Source organism: Streptomyces sp. NPDC046122 (assembly GCF_056429965.1).
This window is the reverse complement of sequence record NZ_JBWKLQ010000003.1, coordinates 352,761-374,006: the sequence shown is the minus strand read 5'-3', so window position 1 is coordinate 374,006 and position 21,246 is coordinate 352,761. Positions and strand designations below refer to the sequence as shown.

At 73.7% G+C, this 21,246-nt stretch carries 16 protein-coding genes; 9 read left to right on the top strand and 7 right to left on the bottom strand.

The annotated features are described in order from the left end of the window. Positions 1-14 precede the first annotated feature (14 nt). The 5 genes from hisC to AC07FK_RS10965 all read left to right on the top strand — a co-directional run bounded on the left by hisC (position 15) and on the right by AC07FK_RS10965 (position 4,208). On the top strand, positions 15-1,106 hold the full coding sequence (gene hisC, locus AC07FK_RS10985) for a histidinol-phosphate transaminase (RefSeq protein WP_479104504.1): 1,092 nt from the start codon (positions 15-17) through the stop codon (positions 1,104-1,106). A gap of 90 nt (positions 1,107-1,196) precedes the next feature. After that, complete coding sequence (locus AC07FK_RS10980; RefSeq protein ID WP_479104502.1) at positions 1,197-1,979, top strand: LppU/SCO3897 family protein; 783 nt, start codon at positions 1,197-1,199, stop codon at positions 1,977-1,979. A gap of 140 nt (positions 1,980-2,119) precedes the next feature. After that, entirely contained in the window at positions 2,120-3,112 is a 993-nt protein-coding gene (gene dhaK, locus AC07FK_RS10975) for a dihydroxyacetone kinase subunit DhaK (protein WP_479104500.1), read from the top strand. Between the two features lie 107 nt (positions 3,113-3,219). After that, positions 3,220-3,801, top strand: coding sequence for a dihydroxyacetone kinase subunit DhaL (gene dhaL, locus AC07FK_RS10970; protein WP_479104960.1), 582 nt, complete (start codon positions 3,220-3,222; stop codon positions 3,799-3,801). Continuing rightward, positions 3,798-4,208 (top strand): PTS-dependent dihydroxyacetone kinase phosphotransferase subunit DhaM, encoded by a 411-nt coding sequence (locus AC07FK_RS10965; RefSeq protein WP_479104499.1) that lies wholly within the window; start codon positions 3,798-3,800, stop codon positions 4,206-4,208. The genes dhaL and AC07FK_RS10965 overlap by 4 nt, the downstream gene beginning before the upstream one ends. A gap of 140 nt (positions 4,209-4,348) precedes the next feature. Here the strand turns inward: AC07FK_RS10965 and AC07FK_RS10960 are convergent, their stop codons facing one another. Then, positions 4,349-7,873 (bottom strand): phosphodiester glycosidase family protein, encoded by a 3,525-nt coding sequence (locus tag AC07FK_RS10960; RefSeq protein ID WP_479104498.1) that lies wholly within the window; start codon positions 7,871-7,873, stop codon positions 4,349-4,351. Between the two features lie 528 nt (positions 7,874-8,401). Between AC07FK_RS10960 and AC07FK_RS10955 the strand changes: the two genes are divergently transcribed. Beyond that, on the top strand, positions 8,402-10,186 hold the full coding sequence (locus AC07FK_RS10955; protein WP_479104497.1) for a bifunctional sugar phosphate isomerase/epimerase/4-hydroxyphenylpyruvate dioxygenase family protein: 1,785 nt from the start codon (positions 8,402-8,404) through the stop codon (positions 10,184-10,186). On the opposite strand, the gene AC07FK_RS10950 is transcribed toward AC07FK_RS10955, so the two are convergent. Continuing rightward, positions 10,183-11,148 (bottom strand): DUF4331 family protein, encoded by a 966-nt coding sequence (locus tag AC07FK_RS10950; protein ID WP_479104495.1) that lies wholly within the window; start codon positions 11,146-11,148, stop codon positions 10,183-10,185. The two genes, AC07FK_RS10955 and AC07FK_RS10950, sit on opposite strands and share 4 nt — an antisense overlap. A gap of 185 nt (positions 11,149-11,333) precedes the next feature. Here AC07FK_RS10950 and AC07FK_RS10945 point away from each other — a divergent pair, with 185 nt between their 5' ends. Beyond that, positions 11,334-12,293 (top strand): glycoside hydrolase family 16 protein, encoded by a 960-nt coding sequence (locus tag AC07FK_RS10945; protein ID WP_479104493.1) that lies wholly within the window; start codon positions 11,334-11,336, stop codon positions 12,291-12,293. Between the two features lie 47 nt (positions 12,294-12,340). Here AC07FK_RS10945 and AC07FK_RS10940 read toward each other — a convergent pair whose 3' ends face one another. Beyond that, positions 12,341-13,813, bottom strand: coding sequence for a UDP-N-acetylmuramoyl-L-alanyl-D-glutamate--2,6-diaminopimelate ligase (locus AC07FK_RS10940; protein ID WP_479104491.1), 1,473 nt, complete (start codon positions 13,811-13,813; stop codon positions 12,341-12,343). 389 nt (positions 13,814-14,202) lie between these two features. Between AC07FK_RS10940 and AC07FK_RS10935 the strand changes: the two genes are divergently transcribed. Next, positions 14,203-15,291, top strand: a complete 1,089-nt coding sequence (locus tag AC07FK_RS10935) for a magnesium and cobalt transport protein CorA (protein ID WP_479104489.1) — start codon at positions 14,203-14,205, stop codon at positions 15,289-15,291. On the opposite strand, the gene AC07FK_RS10930 is transcribed toward AC07FK_RS10935, so the two are convergent. Both AC07FK_RS10930 and AC07FK_RS10925 read right to left on the bottom strand, forming a co-directional pair. Beyond that, complete coding sequence (locus tag AC07FK_RS10930) at positions 15,286-16,938, bottom strand: amidohydrolase (protein WP_479104487.1); 1,653 nt, start codon at positions 16,936-16,938, stop codon at positions 15,286-15,288. The genes AC07FK_RS10935 and AC07FK_RS10930 overlap by 6 nt on opposite strands. Positions 16,939-16,991: 53 nt before the next feature. Continuing rightward, the gene (locus AC07FK_RS10925) at positions 16,992-18,383 is read right to left on the bottom strand and encodes a purine-cytosine permease family protein (RefSeq protein ID WP_479104485.1); all 1,392 of its coding nucleotides are present in this window, start codon (positions 18,381-18,383) and stop codon (positions 16,992-16,994) included. A 151-nt stretch (positions 18,384-18,534) separates the two neighbouring features. Between AC07FK_RS10925 and AC07FK_RS10920 the strand changes: the two genes are divergently transcribed. Then, positions 18,535-19,143 carry a TetR/AcrR family transcriptional regulator gene (locus tag AC07FK_RS10920; protein ID WP_479104959.1) on the top strand — a complete coding sequence of 203 codons (609 nt, stop codon included), beginning with the start codon at positions 18,535-18,537 and terminating at the stop codon, positions 19,141-19,143. Between the two features lie 69 nt (positions 19,144-19,212). On the opposite strand, the gene AC07FK_RS10915 is transcribed toward AC07FK_RS10920, so the two are convergent. Beyond that, the gene (locus AC07FK_RS10915; protein WP_479104483.1) at positions 19,213-19,881 is read right to left on the bottom strand and encodes a response regulator; all 669 of its coding nucleotides are present in this window, start codon (positions 19,879-19,881) and stop codon (positions 19,213-19,215) included. After that, entirely contained in the window at positions 19,878-21,245 is a 1,368-nt protein-coding gene (locus AC07FK_RS10910; RefSeq protein ID WP_479104481.1) for a sensor histidine kinase, read from the bottom strand. The genes AC07FK_RS10915 and AC07FK_RS10910 overlap by 4 nt, the downstream gene beginning before the upstream one ends. Position 21,246: the final 1 nt, after the last annotated feature.

Sequence of the window (21,246 nt, the reverse complement as noted above, 5' to 3'; positions counted from 1 at the left end):
CCCCGAGGAAACCCATGGCTGTCGCTGCCCGGGCCGACCTGGCCGCCGTTCCCGACTACAACATCCCGGGGCACGCCCCCGGCGCGATCCTGCTCAACTCCAACGAGGCGCCGCTGCCGCCCCCGCCATCGGTGGTGGAGGCGATCGCCCGCGCCGCCGCCGAGAGCCACCGCTACCCCGAGTGGTTCTCCGACACCCTCGTCGGCCGGCTGGCGGCGGACCTCGCCGTCCCCGGGGAGCGGATCGCCGTGGGCTGCGGGTCGGTCAGTCTCTGCCGCGACCTGATCCAGGCGTTCTGCGGTCCGGGCGACGAAGTCCTCTGCGCCTGGCGCTCCTTCGACGCCTACCCGGTCTTCGCCCGGGTCGCCGGGGTCCGGGCGCGTACGGTCCCGCTCGACGCGCAGCACCGGCACGACCTCGCAGCGATGCTCGACGCGGTCACCCCCGACACCCGGGTCGTGTTCCTGTGCACCCCGAACAACCCCACCGGCACCGCGGTGGGCGAAGCGGAGCTGCGGGCGTTCCTCCGCAGGCTGCCCGACCGGGTCCTGGTCGTACTGGACGAGGCGTACCGGGAGTTCGCCACCGGTCCCGGGGTGCCGGACGGGGTGGCGCTGGCCCGGGAGCACGGGAACGTCGCGGTGCTGCGTACGTTCTCCAAGGCGTACGGGCTGGCCGGGGTGCGCGTCGGCTACTGCGTCGCCGCGCCCGCCGTGGTGTCGGCGCTGCACAAGGTGGCGGTCCCGTTCGCGGTCAGCCGGCTCGCGCAGGCGGCGGCGCTCGCCGTCCTCGACCATCCCGGGGACGTACGGGAGCGCTGCGCGGCGGTGGTCCGGGAACGGGAGAGGCTGCGCGGCCGGCTGCTGGGGGACGGCTACCCGGTGCCGCGCTCACAGGCCAACTTCCTGTGGCTGCCGCTGGCGGGGCGCGCCGCCGGTTTCGCCGACTTCTGCGCCCGCCACGGCGTGCTGGTGCGCCCCTTCCCCGGGGAGGGCGTGCGGGTCACGGTCGGACTGCCTCGGGAGAACGACGTGTTCCTCCGCGCGGCCGGCCGGTTCGCCGCCGGTGACGGACCCGGAACGCCACCGGCCGTTGGGCCTGCCTGAGGCGGGGCCCCGGCGGCCGGTCCGCCCCGTACCGGGCCCGGCCGCCGGCGCTGGTTAGGGTGATCCGTCGTCAACTGCCAGGAGATCGCCGTGTCCACCCCGCCGCCACCCGGCTCGTACCCCTCCGCACCGTACGGCGCCCCGGCGCCACATGGGGGCGGCGCACCGTACGGCGCCCCGGCGCCGCCGTGGGGCGGCGCCCCCTACGGAGGCCCTTCGCCGTACGCGGACCCGGCGCCCCACTGGGGTGCTCCGCCCGGCGGCCCCGCCGGGCCCTCCTGCCAGGTGTGCGGTGCGCGGCCGGCCGCGCACGCGGTCATACGCGGCCACCAGGGCTTCCTGGTGATCATGCGCTTCCTCAAGCGGGAAGGCGACTTCTGCCGCGACTGCGGAACGTCGTTCTACCGGAGCATGACCGCCGCCACGCTGTGGCAGGGCTGGTGGGGTCCCCTGTCGGCCGTCATCACGCCCTTCACGGTGCTCCTCAACCTCGGCCCCCGCGCCGTGCTGCGCCGCCTTCCCGAACCGGTCGGCGCCGTGCGCCGCCCCCTGGATCCCGGCAAGCGGGTCCTGGCCAGGCCGCCGGCGCTCGTCCCCCTGGTCGCCGTCGGGCTGTCGCTCGCCCTGGTGACCGTGCTGATCGCCGTCGGCCTGGTGGCGGGCGCTGAGAACGCGACGGCGCGGGTGTCGGTCGGCGACTGCGTCCGCAACGACGCCGACTGGCCCGAGCAGGACATCGAACAGGTGGGCTGTTCCGGCGACGACAGCCAGTACCGCGTGGCGCCGAACGCGGACTGCGCCCCCGGCGCGTACATCCTCTCCCCGGAGTACAGCAGGGACGGCTCCGCCCTGTGCCTGGAGCCGGTGCGCTGACGGGCCGCCGCGCCTACCCTGGGCACCGTCGGCCGTCGCGGCTCCTCGGGCGCACGACAGTCCGTCATGATGCCCGCGAACGCGTCCTCCGAGCCCAGCCCCTGCCGGTATGCCCACGCCCACCTCGTCAGGAGATCCCGTTGAGAATGCTCATCAACGTCGCCGAGACGGTCGTCGCCGACGCGCTGCGCGGGATGGCCGCCGCGCATCCCCGGCTGACGGTCGACGTGGAGAACCGTGTCGTCGTGCGGTCCGACGCGCCCGTGGCGGGCCGGGTGGGCCTGGTCTCGGGCGGCGGCAGCGGGCACGAGCCGCTGCACGGCGGTTTCGTCGGGCCCGGAATGCTGTCCGCCGCGTGTCCCGGCGAGGTCTTCACCTCGCCCGTTCCGGACCAGATGGTGCGGGCCGCCGCCGCCGTCGACAGCGGGCAGGGAGTCCTCTTCGTCGTCAAGAACTACACCGGCGACGTGCTCAACTTCGACATGGCCGCCGAACTGGCCGAGGACGAGGGCATCCAGGTCGCCACGGTCCTCGTCGACGACGACGTCGCCGTGGCCGACAGCACCTTCACGGCGGGCCGGCGCGGTACGGGTGCGACGCTCTTCGTCGAGAAGATCGCGGGCGCCGCCGCCGAGGAGGGCGCGCCGCTGGAGCGGGTCGAAGCCGTCGCGCGCCGGGTGAACGCGTCGTCCCGGAGCTTCGGGGTCGCCCTCAGCGCGGTCACCACGCCCGCGAAGGGCACGCCGACGTTCGATCTTCCGCCCGGCGAACTGGAGTTGGGCATCGGCATCCACGGCGAGCCGGGGCGGGAGCGGCGGCCGATGATGACCTCGGGCGAGATCGCGGACTTCGCGGTCGACGCGGTGCTGGAGGACCTGCGGCCGACGCGGCCCGTGCTCGCACTCGTCAACGGCATGGGCGCCACCCCGCTGCTGGAGCTGTACGGGTTCAACGCCGAGGTGCAGCGCGTGCTGTCCGAGCGGGGCGTCGCCGTCGCCCGTACGCTCGTCGGGAACTACGTCACCTCCCTGGACATGGCGGGCTGCTCGGTGACGCTGTGCCAGGTCGACGAGGAGCTGCTGCGCCTGTGGGACGCGCCGGTCGAGACCCCGGCGCTCCGCTGGGGCCGCTGAGACGACGTACGCCCCTCATCCAGACCCCCTCATCCAGACCCCCTCAGCACGATCGCGCGCAAGGAGACCCCGTGCCTGTACTCGACACCGCGTTCTTCCGCCGCTGGATGTCGGCCATGGCCGCAGCCGTGGACCGTGAGGCCGGCCGGCTCACCGAGCTGGACTCGGCCATCGGCGACGCCGATCACGGCAGCAACCTGCAACGCGGCTTCGCGGCCGTCGCCGCCGCGCTGGAGAAGGAGCCGCCCGCCACGCCCGGCGCCGTGCTGGTGCTCGCCGGACGGCAGCTGATCTCGACGGTGGGCGGAGCCTCCGGGCCGCTGTTCGGGACACTGCTGCGGCGTACGGGCAAGGCGCTCGGCGAGGACGCCGAGGTCACGCCCGAGCGGCTCGCCTCGGCGCTGGGCGCGGGCGTCGACGCGGTGGCGCAGCTCGGCGGGGCGAAGGCCGGGGACAAGACGATGCTGGACGCGCTGATCCCGGCGGCCGGCGCGCTCACGGAGTCGCTCTCGCTCGACGCCGCGCGGCGCGCGGCCGACGAGGGGGCGCTCGCGACCGTGCCGATGCGGGCGCTCAAGGGCCGCGCGAGCTACCTGGGCGAACGCAGCGTGGGCCACCAGGACCCGGGGGCGACGTCGTCGGCCCTGCTGATCGGCGCGCTCGCCGGGGCGGCGGAGGCGGCGGCGTGAACGCCGGGAAGCTCGTCGGCGTCGTGCTCGTGTCGCACAGCGCGTCGGTCGCCTCCTCCGTCGCCGAGCTGGCGAAGGGGCTCGCCGGCGGCAGGGAGACCGCGCCGGTGGCCGCCGCGGGCGGCACGCCCGACGGGGGCCTCGGGACGAGTGCGGAGCTGATCTCCGAGGCGGCCCGGTCGGTCGACTCGGGGGCGGGGGTGGCCGTCCTGGCCGACCTCGGCAGCGCGGTGCTCACGGTGAAGGCGCTGCTGGCCGAGGGCGACGAACTGCCGGACGGGACGCGGCTGGTGGACGCGCCGTTCGTCGAGGGAGCGGTCGCCGCGGTGGTCACCGCGTCGGCGGGCGCGGACCTGGCGGCGGTGGAGGCGGCGGCCGGAGAGGCGTACGACTACCGCAAGACGTGAGCGGGCACGGCGTTGGCCCGCGCGCCAGGGCCCCGTCCCGGTCGCAACCGTCGTACGGACAGCGCACCGTCCGAGCGGGCCGCCCGTGCGGCAGGCCGGGGATCCCGCGTTTCGGAAGGGGCCCGGCCTGCCGCCGCGGGTCACCGTGAAGGTGCGGCCCCGGCCCGGTGCGCCGTCACCTCCCCGGCATCCGCCGGGGCGACGCGGACCTCGGCGCGCTGTGTCGTGCCGTTGACCGTCACCGCGAGGGTGACCGTGCCGGGGCGCAGGGCCGTCAGGGTCCCCGTCGCCGGGTCGAAGGCCGCGGTGTGGCGGGGGCGCGCGTCCCGCGCCGGACCGATGTGAAGGTTCGGGGAGCCCGTCCAGTCCGCGCTCAGCGGGAAGGCGACCGGCACCCGGCGCGTGCCCTGGGTGACGGTGGCCCGCACCGCCGCGTCGCGGCCGGGAGGCAGCGCCGACGGGGCGTCCAGCGCCAGCGCGTCCACGTGGGCGCGGGTCTGGACCGAGGCCCAGTCCGGGCCGCCTTCCCAGGGGCGCTGTCGGGCGGCCGCCTGTTCGGCGCGCGAGACCGCGTCGACGCCCACCAGCGACCAGCCGGTGAAGCCGCCCCGGTCCGGCGGGCCGGCCGGCGTCTTCCCGGTGTTGCCGTTGACCAGGTGGGGCACGCCGTCCACGCGGGCGGCGTGGAAGACCCCGACGTGGCTGCCGATCAGCCCCGCCCCCTTCCCGGTCGTACGGCGGAAGTCGGCCAGCCAGCGTTCGATCAGCGCCGCCTCCTTGCGGTCTGTCAGCCGGCTTCCCTGCTGCGGGGTCGGGTCGCGCGGCGGGACGTGCTGGATCAGCACGACCGAGCCGACACTGTCGTCGCCGGACGCCGCGTCGAGCTGCGCGCGCAGGTTCTTGATCTGTGCGAAGCCGCCGCCGCGCAGGCTCAGGCTCGACGTGTCCAGGGTGATGAACCGGGTGCCCCGGTGGTCGAACGTCCGGTGGGCGGGGCCGAATTCGGCGATGAAGTGGTCGATCTTCCCGCCCATCACCTCGTGGTTTCCCGGTACGTAGTACCAGGGCAGGGCGTCCCCGAGCTCCTCGGTCAGGATGCGGCGGGCGAAGGCGAGGTCGGCCGGTGAGCCCTCGTCGACGAGGTCTCCGTTGACGACGAGGAAGTCGGGGCCTGCCGCTCTGATCTCGCGCAGGGTGCGGCGCGTCCGCGTCACGATCGCGCTGTCCGGGTCGCGGGCGACGAACTGGGCGTCGGACATCACCGCGAACTGCCAGTCCCTCGCCTCCGTCCGGGCCGCCGGGCCGATGAGCGGATCGACGGGCACGGGCTGGTCCGGCAGGTCGACGGCGGGCGGCACCTGCGCGCCGAGCGTGTCGATGACGATCTCACCGGTGTACTGCTTGTCGGCCGCCGTCTCGGCGAGGTAGAAGCGCTGGACCGCCAGCGGCTGGGCCGCGCCCGGCGGTACGGCGAAGGTGACCTGCCGCCAGCCGGTCCAGGTGAGGAACGGCCCGCGCAGGAGCTGGTCGGAGCCCTCCGCGTCCTTCAGGTGCAGGGTCGGCCAGGCTCCCTTGCCGTCGCCCTTGATCCACAGAGTGAAGGACTGGGGCCGGCCGGCCACGGCGACCGGTGGCCGGGGCGGGTAGGCGTAGGCGGCGCGGGTCGCCGTCGACTGCGTGAAGTCGTACGTGAGTCTCAGTCCGGTGCCGGTGCGGCCTTCGGGGGTGGCCGCGACAGAGCCGCTCGCGCGCGCCTGGCCGAACGTCCAGGACGCGGCGTCGTCGAGCGCGGACACCGCCTGCTCGGTGAGCCCGACGCCGACGGCGAGCGAGGTGACCGCGCCGTCCACGGTGGCCGTGATCCGTCCGGCGCCCCCGCCCGTGCGGGAGGCGACGGTGAAGCTGCCCCGGCCGTCGTCGCGGATGTCGAAGAGTGAACGGTCGTAGTCGAGTCGTACGTCGCGCGGCTCGACGGGGGCGGTGGAGCCGTGGGTGTCGTAACCAACGATGCCGAACGTGCCGGTCGCCGCCGCGTCGGCGAGCCCGACGCGCCGGGTGGTCGGTTCGATGCGGGCGAGGTCGTCGAGGACGGTGAGCCGGATGGCGCCGTCGGCGGGTCCGCGGTGTGCGCGCACCCGCGTGGTCCCGCCGCGGCGGGCCGTGAACAGCCCGTTCCCGTCGACCGTGCCCACGGACGCGCGGGAGCTGCGCCAGCGCGGGTCGCCCTGGGCCGGACCGTACGTCTCGTCGTGGCCGTCGGCGGTGAGCTGCCGTGTCAGGCCCGGGAAGACCCGGTCGGGGTGGCCGCCCCTGACGGGGTCGGCGGTCGGTGCGCCGAGGGCGGGCGTACGCGTGCCGACCCAGTAGCCGCGCAGGTCTCCGCTGCCGTCGGGGGCGGTCAGGGCGAGGCCGTTGGGTACGGTGCGCTCGCTGCCGTCGGACGGGCTGTTCTCCACCCGCAGCGCGTCGCTGCCGGGGGCGCGGGCGGTCAGGGTCGACGAGCCGCCGCCATCGAGGTTCAGCGCGCTGTGCGATCCGGCGCGCTTCATCATCAGGGCGAGTTCGGTCAGTGTGACTCCGCCGCTGTCGGCCTGGCGGCCGTCGACGGTGATGACCTGCATCTCGCCGCCGTCCCTGGAGAAGCCGACGGCGGTGCGGGGAGCTGCGGCGTTGTTGCCCTGGCCGTCGTGGTTCTGCGGTACGCCGTCCACGACCAGCAGTTCGCGGCCGCCGACGGCGGTGCGCGGCACGGGGCCGCCGTCGGTGCGCGCCCGGTACTCCATCGCCACCGGGTCACCCGGCTTCAGCGCGCTCAGGACCGCTGCCCCGGCTTCCCGGCCGACGAGGACCGTGGTGCCCTCCGGGACGGGGCCGGTGCCGGGCCGGTCGTCGACCGCGACGACTCTGCCGTCCCGTACGGCCGCTTCGGCGACGGGGGTCGCGGCGTCCACGGTCAGCGCCCGGTCGGCGGCGCCCCAGCCGGAGGTGTACGCCCCCACTCCCCCGGCGGGCACGTTGGCCGCGTTGTACGCGGCCAGGGGGTGCGTCCCGGCGGGCAGGGTGAGCGTGCCCTCGAAGTACACCTGGAGCACGCGGCCCGCGCCGCCGGGGCCGATGCCGACGGCGCGGTGGGCGCCGGGGGCCGGTGAGTGGACGGGCCGGCCGGCCCTGACGCCGGGCCCCTGGGGAGCCCCGGTCTGGTTGATGTCGAAGAAGTCGGCGTTGAACGCGGCGACGGTACGGCGGCCCGCGCCGGGGTCGTGCGCGGCGGCGAGCGCGGAGACCGTGCGGCGGTCGGAGACCTTGCCCGAGTGGAGGTAGTCGGCCTGTACGCCGCCGCCGTCGAGGTCGACGGAGAGCGCGTCCACGCGGAGCCACTTGTCGGACTCGAGGCGGTCGTACGAGGTGAGGCGGACGCCCGGGGCGACCGGGCGGACGCTGCGGGCGGTCTCGATGCCGTCGCCGTCGACGACGGAACGGGGGCTCGTGTCCGGGGCGCTCGCGGGAGGCGGCGCGACGGGCCGGAGGATTTCGGCGGCGTCGCGGGGGCGGGGGTCGGGGGTCGTGCCGGCGGCGGCGGGGGCGGTCGCCCCGGCGGTCAGGGCGGCCACGGTCGTGAGGAGCACGACGGACCGTCCGAGGGGGCCGGCTGTGCCAAGTCCCACAAGTCCTCCCGGGTAACGGCATGTTGGAGGGGCGGCGGGCGGTGAGGGCCGCCGCCCACAGCATCGCCGCGCGCGCACCGGGGCACCAGGGGTCGCGGAGGCCCTTGGGGAAAACACGCGGCACCGCTGAGGTGACGGCGCATCAAGTGCCCACCGGGGTCCGCACGGTGACGGCCCCGTCCACGTTACGGCGACGGGCGCCCCCAGGACGGCAGCCGACGCGCCGGGGCTCCGGGCTCCGGGCTCCGGGGAACACCCGCGCAGCGGCGCCCCCGCTCCGCCCGACTGCTGCATCCGGGGTGCCGGGGCGCCGATGTGGTCGACCGGGCGCCCGACACGGGGCTGCCGCGCGGGCCGAGGGCGGCGGCTGTCGCACGCTGGACGGCGGACGGGCCGGCCGTCCGACGGCGGTGCACGCGTTTCCGGAGCGCGCGCGGACATGAGCCGGGGTCGGGCGCCCGCCCGCACGCGAGCCGCTGCGACCGGGCGGCCCGCCCGCCCCCGACGCCGCCCAGGCAGGAGCACCTCATGCGCAAGTCCATCGCCACCGTCTCCGTCAGCGGTTCCCTGACCGAGAAGCTGGAAGCCGTCGCCCGGGCCGGGTTCGACGGCGTGGAGATCTTCGAGACCGACCTGCTCGGCTGCCCGCTGCCACCGGAGCGGATCCGGGAGCGGGCCGAGGAGCTCGGCCTCGGCATCGACCTCTATCAGCCCTTCCGCGACTTCGAGGCGGTCGCCCCCGAGCGGCTCGCGGACAATCTGCGGCGGGCCGAGCACAAGTTCCGGCTGATGGAACGGCTCGGCGCGGACATGATGCTCGTGAGCTCGAACGTCTCCCCCGACTGCGCCGACGACGACGAACTCGCCGCCGAGCAGTTGCGCCTGCTGGCCGACCGGGCCGCCGCGCACGGCATCAGGATCGCGTACGAGGCGCTGGCCTGGGGCCGGCATGTCGCCACGTACCCGCATGCCTGGCGGATCGTCCGGGCGGCCGCCCGGCCGAACCTCGGCCTGTGCCTGGACAGCTTCCACATCCTGTCGCGCGGAACGGATCCGGGAGGCATCGAGGCGATCCCCGGCGACAAGATCTTCTTCCTCCAGCTCGCCGATGCGCCGCTGCTCGCCATGGACGTACTCCAGTGGAGCCGCCACTACCGCTGCTTCCCCGGCCAGGGCGGCTTCGACCTCGCCGGGCTGCTCGCCCGTGTGCTGCGCACCGGCTACACGGGCCCGCTGTCACTGGAGATCTTCAACGACGCGTTCCGGCAGGCGGACACCGGGCGGACGGCCCTCGACGGGATGCGGTCCCTGATCGCGCTGGAGGAGTCGGTGACGCAGGTGCTCGGCGCCCCTTCTCCCCTTCCCCCGCCCGTGCGGCCCGAAGGGTTCGCCTTCGTCGAGCTGGCGACCCGTGACCACAAGCGCCTGGGCGGCCTGCTCACCGCCCTGGGATTCGCCCGTACGGGACAGCACGAGACGAAACCGGTCGAGCTGTGGGAGCAGGGCGTGGCCAGGATCCTCCTCAGCCGCGTGCACCCCGAAAGCCCCACCGACACCTCCCTGGTGGCCATCGGGCTGGAGTCCGCGGACCCGGCGCTGTCCGCGGAGCGCGCCACGGCCCTGCTGGCGCCCGTGCTCGCCCGTCACCGTGGACCCGCCGAGGCGCCGCTTGACGCCGTCGTCGCGCCGGACGGCACCGAACTGTTCTTCTGCGGCGCCGATCCCACGGCGTGGCGCGAGCGCTTCGACGCCGTGACGCCGCCCGGTGGCCATGTGTCGCGCATCGACCACGTGGCGCTCGGCCATCCCTGGGAACGCTTCGACGAGGCGGCGCTGTTCTACCGCACGGTGCTCGGGCTGCGGCCGCACGAGAGCGTCGAAGTGGCCGACCCGTACGGTCTGGCGCGCAGCCGCGCCATGTCCGACGTCACCGGTGCGGTCCGCCTCGTCCTCGACATCGCGCGCGGGGGCGCGCGGGAACTGCCGGGGCAGCACATCGCGCTCGCCGACGACGACATCACCGCAACCGCGCGCCGGCTCCGGGCTCTGCCCGACGACGTGCTGCTGCCCGTCCCGGGCAACTACTACGACGACCTGCGGGCCCGCTACGACCTGGGCGAGGAGCGGCACCGCGAACTGCGCGAGCTGGGGCTGATGTACGACAGGGACGAGGACGGCGAGTACCTGCGCCTGTGCACGGTCACCGTCGGCCGGGTCTTCTTCGAGATCGTCCAGCGCGTCGGCGGCTACCGCGGCTTCGGCCTGGCCGACGCCCCCGTACGGCTCGCCGCCCAGCACGCCGCGCGGGGCTAGGGGGCCACGGGACCGGGGTGGGGCGGCCCCAGGTAGGGGAACTCGGGGAGCAGGTCCGTGTGCGGGCCGATGTGGTCGCCGGCGACCTTGCCGCCGGAGATCATGGCCAGGCGCGCGGACGTGACGTCGTCGGTCAGGGTACGGCCGTTCGGGTACGCGGCCGTGCGCCCCCGGTCGTAGATCAGGATGTCCGGCAGGACCGTGCGCAGCACCTCCTCGGCGGTGCGGGCGTCGTAGCCGCCGGTGTGCCGGAGCACCTCCGTCCACGCCTCGCGGTACGTGTCCCAGTCCGCCGCGGGCTCCCCCTCGTTGTAGGCGGTCTTCGTCTCCTCGGCGTTGAAGTACGCCGTCAGGGAGGGGTGGGCGCCCCGGTCGACGGACCTCAGCTGCCCGTCCTGACGCACGCTCACCCGCGCCCAGACGCCGATGGGGTCGGCGTCCAGTTCCTCGCTGGGGATCTCCAGCACGATGCCGAGGACGTTCTTGTCGGCTCCCCAGTCGACGCCGGTCCACTGGAAGTCCTTGACGATCCCGTCGAGGTCGGCGAAGAAGGGGTCGCTGCGCAGACCGGCGGAGAAGAGGTAGGGCCCGGCTTCGATCACGTTCGGCCGCACGCCGAAGGAGACCGGCGCCTCGGCGATGATCTGCTGTCCGCCCGGCTCCCGGCTGCGGGCCTGCGCCCCCGTCGCCCAGTACACACTCGCCGTCTGCTGACCGCCGGAGGGCGGGGAGAAGACGAAGCTGAACGCCGCGTCGGCCCGTTCGTCACCGTCGATGTCGACATCGATGCGGTAGACCGCGTCCGGATGGAACGCCGCACCCGTGGCCGGGGCGATCGGGTGGACGTTCATGATCAGGACGGTGCGGTCGCCGGGCACGGTGAACACGAACAGATCCGTCAGGTCCAGCCGGGCGTCGTCCATGGGCGACCGCAGGTTCGGTCCGCTGAGGTGATGAGACATGGACTCAGCGTCGGCCCCGTGCCCCTCGCGCGCACGCGCTGCCCGCCAAACGCGCCCCCGGTTCACTCGCCCGGCCACCGGTCCGCGCCGCGAATCCGCTCCGGCCGGTGTACGGCGCGGCGCGGCCCCCGTACGGTATGGGGCGCACCGTCCGGAACAGGTGTCGGCATCTGGAGGACCGGGCCATGACCGTACCCACGCACCGCCGTCCCCGGCGGCGTCCGCTGCCGGCCGCACTGGCTCTGGCTCTGGCCTCGGTGTCCTTCCTGTTCGCGTGGCTGATGCCCGCGTCGGGGGCGGCCGCGCCCTCGCAGGACGCCTGCCGCACGGTCGGCGACAGCATGCCGCGCGGCGACTGCGGACCCTTCCGCCAGGTCTTCGCGGAGGATTTCAACGGCGACACGGTGCCGCTCGGCTCGTTCAGCGACTGCGACCACCACGCCGACACGAAGGACGCGTACTGCGCCGGCCTGAAGGGCTCCTACCGCGAAGACTGGTGGGCGTACCCGAGCAGGTGGCAGGACACCGCGATGTCGGGCGCCGACGGCAACACGGGCAGGTCCGTGGGCGGCGCCTACCACCCCGAGGACACTGTCGGCGTCGGGCCCGCCGAGAACGGCGACGGGCGGATGAGCATCCGGATGTGGCGGCCTGCGGACGGCGGGCCGGTGCACGCCGCGGCCGTGGTGCCGAAGAAGCTGATGGAGCAGACGTACGGGAAGTTCAGCGAACGCTTCCGGGTCGTGAAGGCCGCGCCCGGCTACAAGTCGGCACACCTCTGGTACGGCGACGGGTGCGAGATGGACTTCCCCGAGCAGAACTGGACCGACACCATCACGGCGTTCACGCACCCGTGCGACGGCGGCCGGCAGGACATGTTCCCCACCGGCGCGCGCTGGACCGACTGGCACACCACGTCCGTCGAGTGGACGCCGCAGGAGGTCCGGTACTACCTGGACGGCGTGCTCGTCGGATCGAGCACGCGCGGCATACCGTCCGAGCCGCTGTCGTGGGTCCTGCAGAACGAGAGCTCGCTGTACGGCCCGCCCGCCGCGCCCGGCTCGTCGGCGCAGCTCGACATCACGTGGGTGACGGGTTACGTGTACGAGGAGCAGCCCGGGGCCGCGTACGGAAGTGCGGACTGACGGCGGGCCGGACTCCCGCCGGACGGGCCGTGGATGCCCGAGCGCACCTACGCCTCGCTCAGTTCGCGCACCGTGGCCATGTCGCTGAACGGGATCAGCCGCTCACCGACGATCTGGAACGGCTCGCTGCCCTTCCCCGCGACCAGCACGGTGTCGCCCGGGCCGGCGGCGGCCAGGGCGTAGGCGATGGCGGTGCGCCGGTCGGCGCAGCGCTCGAACGGGGTGCCGGTCGCGACGAGCCCCGGGGTGATCTGGTCCAGGATCTCCTCCGGGTCCTCGTTCCTGGGGTTGTCCGAGGTCACCACGCACAGGTCGGAGTGGGTGCCGGCGATCTCGCCCATCTCCGCGCGCTTGGTGCTGTCACGGTCGCCTCCGCAGCCGAAGACGGTGATGACCCGGCCCTCGGCGTAACCCCGGATGGTGGTGAGCACCTTCTCCAGCGAGTCCGGCGAGTGGGCGTAGTCCACGATCACGGACGTACCGCCCGGGGTCTCGAAGCGTTCGAAGCGGCCCGGGGCCGTCGGCATGCGGTCCAGCGCGCCGACCAGGCCGGCCAGGTCATGGCCCAGGACGTGGCAGGCCGCCACGGTGGCGAGGGCGTTGGCCACGGAGAAGCGGCCGGGCACGGGAATCGCCGCCGGGTACGTGCGGCCCGCGTGGTGGAGCGTGAACCGCGTTCCGCGGCTGTCCATGTCGAGACCGGTGGCCCGGTAGTCCGCTTCCGCGTCGAGGGCGTACGTCGTCACGCTGCCCGGCATCATCGCCACGATCGAGGCGCCGACGGCGTCGTCCACGTTGACGACCGCGCGACGGCAGAGCCCTTCGAACAGGCGCAGTTTGGCGTCGCGGTAGTTCGCCATCGTGCCGTGGTCGTCCAGGTGGTCCTGCGTCAGGTTGGTGAAGATGCCGACGTCGAGGAACGAGTCGTCCACCCGGTTGGTGAGCAGCCCCATCGACGTGGCCTCCAGGACCACGGTGGAGACCTCACGGTCGCGCATGCGCCCCAGCAGGTACTGGAAGTCGGGTGACTCCGGCGTGGTCAGCACCGACCTCGGCATGGGGATCACCTCGTCACCGATGCGGCTGCCGCCCGTTCCGATGACGCCGACCACGGCTCCCTCGGCGATCCGCAGCAGCGACTCGACCATGTACGAGACCGAGGTCTTCCCGTTGGTGCCGGTGACGGCCACCATGTCCATGGCCCGCCCGGGCTCCCCGTAGTACCGGGAGGCGACGGCCGCCGCGGCCTTCCTGGTGTCCGGCACGCGCACGACGCAGACGCCCGGGGCGGGCGCCTGGGCGGGCGGGTTCGCGGCGTCGACGAGCACGGCCACCGCGCCGCGCGCGAGCGCGGGTCCCACCGCCTCGGGTCCGCCGCCCACGTGCCCGGGTACGGCGATGAACAGGATGCCCGGGGTGGCCCGGTGAGCGTCGAAGCAGGTGCCGGCGGTGATCGGCGTGTCCGGATCTCCCGCGAGGACCTCGTGGTCGTGGCCGGCCAGCAACTCGCTCAACTTCACAGGGGTCCTCTCGGGCAGGGTGCGCCGACACCGGTCGTCCGGCGTCGGTCGGGGACGCTCGCGGCACGGCCGGGAGCGGGAAACGGGGAAGGCGGAGCACGCCGGAACGGCGGGAAGCAGGGCGTGCGCGCACGGGAAGGGAAGACGGGGGAACGCGGGGAGAAGGCCGGTGCGCGGGCCGGCGCCCAGCGGTGACGACCGCTAGCCGTGACCGTGCAGGGCGCGGCACAGGGCGTGGGGAGCCCGGTACGGGCATCCCCCTGCTTCACCTGCGCCGCGACGACCCATGCTCGGAGTGTACGGCCCCCTCGGAGCCCTCCGTACCCCTCCTGGACCGGCCCCGGGCGCCCAGTGGCACACTGGCCGCCGATTCGCCGAAGGAGCACTCCATGCCGTTGATCCGCACTCTCAGCCGGGCGGTTCGCCGCGCCTACCGCCCGAACGTGGATCTGAGCCACCCCACCCGCTCGCCGCTCGGAAGCGCGGTGGTGAACTGCGTGGTCTACGAGGCCGGCGCGCGCCGGCCCGGCGACTGCCCGGCGGAGGAGGCCATGCGGCGGGTCCGCAAAGCCGGCCAGGGGTTCGTCTGGATCGGGCTGCACGAGCCGTCCGAGGAGGAGTTCGCCGGTCTCGCCGAGCTCTTCGGGCTGCACCCGCTGGCCGTGGAGGACGCCGTGCAGGCGCATCAGCGGCCGAAGGTGGAGCGGTACGACGACGTGCTGTTCGCGGTCTTCAAGACCGTCCACTACGTCGAGCACACCGAGGTGACCACCACCAGCGAGATCGTGGACACCGGCGACCTCATGGTGTTCACGGGCCCCGACTTCGTCATCACCGTCCGGCACGGCGGCCGGGGCACACTGGGCCCGCTGCGCGAGGACCTGGAGTCGACGCCCGAGCGGCTGGCCATGGGTCCGGCCGCCGTGCTGCACGCCGTCGCCGACCACGTGGTCGGCGACTACCTCGTGGTGGCTCAGGCCGTGCAGCACGACATGGACGCCGTCGAGTCCGCCGTGTTCAGCGAGCCGGCGGGGCGCGGCGACGCCGGCCGGATCTACCAGCTCAAGCGGGAACTGCTCGAACTGAAGCGGGCCGTGGCTCCGCTGGCCGGGCCCCTGCGCCTGCTGGCCACCGAGCCCGTGCCGGCCGTAGGCCCGGAGATCCGTACGTACTTCCGCGACGTGGCCGGGCACCTGGCCAGGACGGCCGAGCAGATCGCGGCCTTCGAGGGGCTGCTCGACTCGATCCTGCAGGCCCATCTGGCGCAGGTGACGATCACGCAGAACGAGGACATGCGGAAGATCACCTCGTGGGCCGCGATCATCGCCGTACCGACCATGATCTGCGGTGTCTACGGCATGAACTTCGACCACATGCCCGAACTGCGGTGGACGTACGGCTACCCCCTCGCCCTCGTCGTCATGGCCGTCTCCTGCTTCGCCATCCACCGCGCGTTCCGCCGCAACGGCTGGCTATGACGCCGTGACCACCACCCGGCCGCCCACCACGACCGTCTCGGCGACGGTGCCGGGGATGTCCTCGGGCGCGACGCTCAGGATGTCGCGGGACAGGACGACGAAGTCGGCGAGCTTGCCCACGGTCAGCGAACCGCGCTCGTGCTCCAGGAAGTTGGCGTACGCCGATCCCATCGTGTAGCCGTGCACGGCGGTCGCCACGTCGACGGTCTCACCCGGCATCCACGGCTCCCCGCCGCCGAGCGGGCGCCGGGTCACGGCGGTGTAGATGCCCACCATCGGGTCCATCTCGGCGACGTTCCAGTCGCTGGAGAAGGCGAGCACCGCCCCGGCCTCGTGCAGGCTGCGCATCGGCCACGCCTTGTGCCAGCGGTCCTCACCGACGTTCGCCGCCCAGTCCTTGCCCGGCCCGGCGATCTCCGGAGCGCTGTGGCGCGGCTGCATGCAGGCGACCACACCGAGCTCCCGGAAGCGGGGGGTGTCGTCGGGGTCGAGGCACTCGACGTGCACGACCTGGTGGCGGGCGTCGCGCGGACCGTTGGCCTCGCGGGCGCGCTCGACAGCGTCGAGGACGGTGCGGATGCCCCGGTCGCCGGTGGCGTGCACGAAGCACTGGAAGCCGCGCGCGTCCAGCCGGGTCAGCAGTTCGGCGAACTCCTCGGGCGGGTAGAAGGTCTCGCCCCGGTGGTGGCCGCAGCCGGCGTAGGGCTCGAGCAGGGCGGCGGTGCGGGGCTCGACGACGTCGTCGATGTAGAGCTTGAGCGGGCCGACGTTCAGCAGGTCGTCGTCGAAGCGGCGCGCGGCCTCGGCGAAGTCGTCGAGATCGGCGCCGGTGGTGCCGCGCGGGTGGAAGAGGGCCGCGACGATGCGCGAGCGGAGCCGGCCCTCGGCGCGGGCCCGCTCGTACAGGGCGAGGTCGTCGAGCGAGTTCTGCGGCTCGACGATGGTGGTGATGCCGTACGCGATCGCGTCGTCGAGGCTGCGCGCGAGACGCCCGTACTGCCGGTCGGGCGACGCCCACGGCACGCCGAGCGCGCGCAGGGCGCGGTGGCCGTCGCGGGAGAGGCCCTTGACGGCGAAGTCCTTGACGAAGCCGGTGGGTTCGCCGGTCGCCGGGTCGGTCTCGGCCTCGCCGAAGGGCGGACTCGTACGGCCCCTGGCGATGCCGAGGCGGTGCATGGCCGCCGTGTTGAACCAGGCGGTGTGCACGTCGTAGCTGAGGACGAAGGCGGGGGTGTCGCCGGTTACGGGGTCGAGGTCTTCGGCGCGGGGCATCCGGCCGTCCGGGATCGCCGAGTAGTCGAAGGCCTCGGCCTCGATCCACTCGGCGTCGGGGTGGGCGGCGCGCCAGGTACGGATGCGCTCGTGGATGCCGTCGAGCGTCCGGACGCCGGCGAGCTGGACGCAGGCGTCGTCGGAGCCGAGCCTGACGTGGTTGTGGGCGTCGATGAAGCCGGGCAGCACCAGCCGGCCGCCCGCGTCGAGGACCTCGGTGTCCGGTCCGGTCCACCGCGCGGCGCCGGCGTCCTCACCGAGCCAGGCGATGCGCCCGTCCCGGACGGCCAGCGCCCGGGCGTGCGGCAGCCGGGCGTCCACGGTGTGGATGCGGGCGTTGACGAGGACCAGATCGGCCGGGGCGGTGCGGGTCATGAGGGATGCGCTCCTGTGCGTGCGGTGTGGGTGGTACGGGCTGGGCGGGCGGGTCAGCGGGCGGGACGAAGGGACGTGCGGGCGACCAGCGCCCCGTACGTGAGCGCGGAGACGACCGAGCCGAGGAGCGTGAGGTCCGCGCCGCCGAGGGGTGCGACCAGGGGGCCGGTCCACAGTTCGGAGTCGCAGGTGAGGGCGGCGAAGGCGATGCCGGTGAGGAGCGCGGCCATGCCCGCCGGGTGGTAGCCCGCCCGGTATCCGTACGCGCCGCCCGGTCCCGCGTGCAGGGCCTCGGCGTCGTACCGGCAGCGGCGCAGCACCATGTCGGCCAGGAAGACGCCGCTCCACGGGGCGAAGACGATGATCAGCAGGGAGAGGAAGGACAGCAGCGACTCGGTGAAGTCGGCGAAGAAGAGGGCCCAGAGCGAGCCGACGGCGGTGACGGCGGCGCTGATGAGGATGGCCCGCGACCGGCTCCAGGGGATGCCGAGCACCTGGAGGTTCAGGCTGGACGAGTAGAGCGTGATGATCGAGTTGGTGACGGACCCGAGGAGCACCAGGGCCAGGAACACCGGCTGGAACCAGCCGGGCAGGAGCTTCTCCGTCCCGGCGACCGCGTCCGTCATGTCCGTCTGGGTGGCGGCGGCGACACCGGCCACACCGAGCGCCACCGACGACAGGAAGCCGCCGAGCGCTCCGTACCAGGTGAGGGAGCGCAGTGAGGTGGTCCTCGGGAGATAACGGGTGTAGTCGGCGGGCATCGGCACGTACGAGAACGGGCTCGACAGCATGACGACGAACGCCAGGCTCCAGCCGGCCGCGCCGGGCCCGGCGGCGGGGGCGGCGGTGTCGGCGCCGGGCAGGACGAAGACGAGCAGGGCGGCGAAGCCGGCGGCCAGGGCGTACGCCATCCAGCGTTCGGCGAACTGCACGGTGGCGTGCCCCCACATGGCGACCGCGAAGGTGAGGGTCAGGGTCACCAGGAGGGCGAGGGCGCGGGCGGTGTCGCCGCCCTGCCAGCCGATCTCGGCGAAGAAGAGCTCGAGGGCCAGTGTGCCGACCACCGTGTTGACGATGGTGTAGCCGATGCTGACGATCCAGTTGAGCACTCCGGCGGGCCAGTTGCCGCGCGTGCCGAAGGCGGCGCGGGAGATGACGAGCGTGGCGGTGCCGGTACGGACTCCGCTGAGGCCCGCGGCGCTGATGACGAAGAAGGCCAGGCCGCCGACGACCACGACGGCGGTCGCCTGCCAGAAGGACAGTCCGAAGGCGACGGCGAGCGCGCCGTTGATGACATAGGTGAAGGTCAGGTTCGAGCCGAACCAGAGCCAGAAGAGGTCCTTCGCGCTGCCGTGCCGTTCGTCGTCCGGGATGCGGTCGATGCCGTGGGTCTCGACCCGGAACACCTCGTCGGTCTGCTGCTGCCCGGCCATGTGCGTCGCCATGCCACTCCCACCAGATCTTGAATGCCGTTCTAAGAGTTAGAACGGCATTCAAGATGCGGTGCCGCTCCCCCACCCGTCAAGACCCCCGCGCGAATCCGCGGCTAAGGTCGTGACATCGGTAGGAACGGCGGAGTCGGTGGAGGGGAATCGGGTGGCGGGAGCGGCGCGACGACGCGACGGGCACATCGCCCAGGAGCGGATGCTCGAGGAGGCCATGGCACTCATCGCCGAGCACGGCCTGGCTGCGCTCACCATGTCGGCGCTCGCCGAGCGGCTGGAGACCAGCGGCGGCCACATCCTGTACTACTTCGGCAGCAAGGACCGGCTGCTGCTGGAAGCGCTGCGCTGGAGCGAGAGCGACCTCGCCGGGGAACGCCGGCTCCTGCTGGGCCGCCGGACGACGGCGGAGCGCAAGCTCGACCAGTTCCTGGAGCTGTACCTGCCGCGCGGACCGCGCGACCCGCGCTGGATGCTGTGGATCGAGCTCTGGGCCCGTACGCCCGCGAACGAAACCCTGCGCCAGGCACAGGAGGAGATGGACCGGGGCTGGCAGGAGGATCTGGAGGCCCTGCTCACCAAGGGCGTGGAGCGCGCACGCTTCGCGCCGATGGACATACCGGCGCACGCCTCGCAGCTGCTGGCCCTCCTGGACGGCCTGAGCACCCGCGTCGTTCTGGGCCAGCCCGGCGGCGAACGCGGCCGGGCGCTGACGGCGGCGAGGTCGGCCGCGGGGCTGCTGATTCCCCGGGCGGCCGGGTAGCGGGACCACCGGCCCGGCGAGCAGGGCCTGGGGCGGTCATGGGGGCGAGTGGCGAGCGCCCTGCGGCTCTCAGTGTCCCGCCGGGCGCACCAGCCCCGTCTCGTAGGCGAAGACGGCGGCCTGGGTCCGGTCGCGCAGGCCCAGCTTGACCAGGATGCGGCTCACATGGGTCTTTACGGTCTGCTCCGCCACCACGAGCCGCACGGCGATCTCCGCGTTCGACAGCCCCTGCGCGATGAGCGACAGCACCTCCGTCTCCCGTTCCGTCAGGTCGCCCACCCGCTCCTTGCGCGGGGCGCGCGGCCCGTCGCTCAGCCGGGAGAACTCGGCTATCAGGCGCTTGGTGATGTTCGGCGCGAGCAGCGCGTCGCCGCCCGCCACCACCCTTACGGCCTGGGCGAGTTCGGCGGCGGAGGCGTCCTTGAGGAGGAATCCGGAGGCGCCGGCGCGCAGCGCCTCGTACACGTACTCGTCGAGGTCGAAGGTGGTCAGGACCAGGACCTTGACGGTGGCGCCGGGCGGTTCGGTGATGCGGCGGGTCGCGTCGATGCCGCCGAGCACGGGCATCCGGATGTCCATCAGGACGACGTCCGGGGCGAGTTCGGCGACCTTGGAGACGGCGTCGAGGCCGTCCACGGCCTGGCCGACGACCTCGATGCCGGGTTCGGCGTCGAGCAGCACCGTGAAGCCCTGGCGGACCATCATCTGGTCGTCGGCGATCAGCACGCGGATGGTCATGGACTGCCCTCCAGGGGAAGCGTCGCCAGAACTTCGTAACCGCCTCCGGGCATCGGCCCGTTGGCGAACTCACCGCCCAGCATGGCGGTGCGTTCCCGCATGCCGAGCAGGCCGTGGCCGGCGCCCTGCGAGGGGACGGCCGGCCCGACGGGCGCGGTGTTGGTGACCCGTACGGTGAGACCGGTCGCGTGGTGTCCGATCTCGACCCGCGCGTCGGCTCCGGGCGCGTGCCGCATCACGTTGCTCAGCGCCTCCTGCACGATACGGAACGCCGACAGCTCGACGCCCGGCGGGAGCGGGTGCGGCTCTCCGGTGGTCCGGAAGGTGACCGTGAGCCCGGCGCCGCGCACATTGCCGACCATCTCGTCCAGCAGGTCGAGGGTGGGCTGCGGGGCGTGCCGTACCTCCTGCGACACGGCGTCCTCGGAGCGCAGTACGCCGAGCACGCGGCGCAGTTCGGTGAGCGCCCCGACGGCGTTCTCGCGTATGCCCGCGAGGTTCTCCCTGAGCTCGTCGGACGGGTTCTCGACCAGGTGCGGGGCGACCTGCGCCTGGATGGAGATGACCGACATGTGGTGGGCGACGACGTCGTGCAGCTCGCGGGCGATCCGGTTGCGCTCCTCCAGGAGGGTGCGCCGGGACCGCTCCTCGGCGGTCATTTCCTCCTGGACGACCAGCTCCGTGCGGGCCACCTGGCGGCCGCGCAGCGAGCCGCCGACCACCACCGCGGCGGTGAGAATTCCGATGGCGCGGCCGACGCCGGCGAAGTGGCCCAGGGGAAGGAGCGTGCTGCAGGCCAGACCCGCCAGGAGGCTGATCGTCAGGGCCTCGACCGCGACGCGCGGGCGGACCCGCAGCGCCAGCATGAAGAGCACGCCGGCCTGCGCGGCGATCCCGGGGCCGGTCCAGGGGAACAACGGGTCCCAGGGGAACTGCGAGCCCGGGATCCCCTCGGCGATCCCGGAGGCGGTCCAGGGGAACGCCTCGTCACGGGAGGACGACCCCGAGAGCCACGCGACGACGACCATGGCGACGGTCACCATCCACCACGCCGGCAGCGGCCGGAACGCCGCGACGACGAGCGCCACCGACTGGGCCCCGCCGAGCAGCAGGGCGTACCTGGTGCCCAGTCCGTGGCCCCAGTCGAAGGCGAGATCGTTCACGTTGACCACGCCGAGGAGCGCCGCGCACGTCACCAGCAGCAACACGATGACCGGCTGCCACATCACCCAGCCGGGCCGTCCGCCGGGCGGCAGCGGGGCAGCGGCCCCGGTCCACAGGTCCTCGCGCAGGTTGCGCGGCACCGCCCGCACAGCCTTCAGCAGCCGCTCCACCACCATGCTCTCCCCCGTCAGAAGATCCACC

Excerpts from the sequence above, each read along its gene's own strand:
- dhaL (WP_479104960.1), top strand. The coding sequence starts at position 3,220 with ATGTCGGCCATGGCCGCAGCCGTGGACCGTGAGGCCGGCCGGCTCACC.
- AC07FK_RS10950 (WP_479104495.1), bottom strand. The coding sequence starts at position 11,148 with ATGTCTCATCACCTCAGCGGACCGAACCTGCGGTCGCCCATGGACGAC.
- AC07FK_RS10955 (WP_479104497.1), top strand. The coding sequence starts at position 8,402 with ATGCGCAAGTCCATCGCCACCGTCTCCGTCAGCGGTTCCCTGACCGAG.
- AC07FK_RS10935 (WP_479104489.1), top strand. The coding sequence starts at position 14,203 with ATGCCGTTGATCCGCACTCTCAGCCGGGCGGTTCGCCGCGCCTACCGC.
- AC07FK_RS10915 (WP_479104483.1), bottom strand. The coding sequence starts at position 19,881 with ATGACCATCCGCGTGCTGATCGCCGACGACCAGATGATGGTCCGCCAG.
- AC07FK_RS10930 (WP_479104487.1), bottom strand. The coding sequence starts at position 16,938 with ATGACCCGCACCGCCCCGGCCGATCTGGTCCTCGTCAACGCCCGCATC.
- AC07FK_RS10945 (WP_479104493.1), top strand. The coding sequence starts at position 11,334 with ATGACCGTACCCACGCACCGCCGTCCCCGGCGGCGTCCGCTGCCGGCC.
- hisC (WP_479104504.1), top strand. The coding sequence starts at position 15 with ATGGCTGTCGCTGCCCGGGCCGACCTGGCCGCCGTTCCCGACTACAAC.
- AC07FK_RS10925 (WP_479104485.1), bottom strand. The coding sequence starts at position 18,383 with ATGGCGACGCACATGGCCGGGCAGCAGCAGACCGACGAGGTGTTCCGG.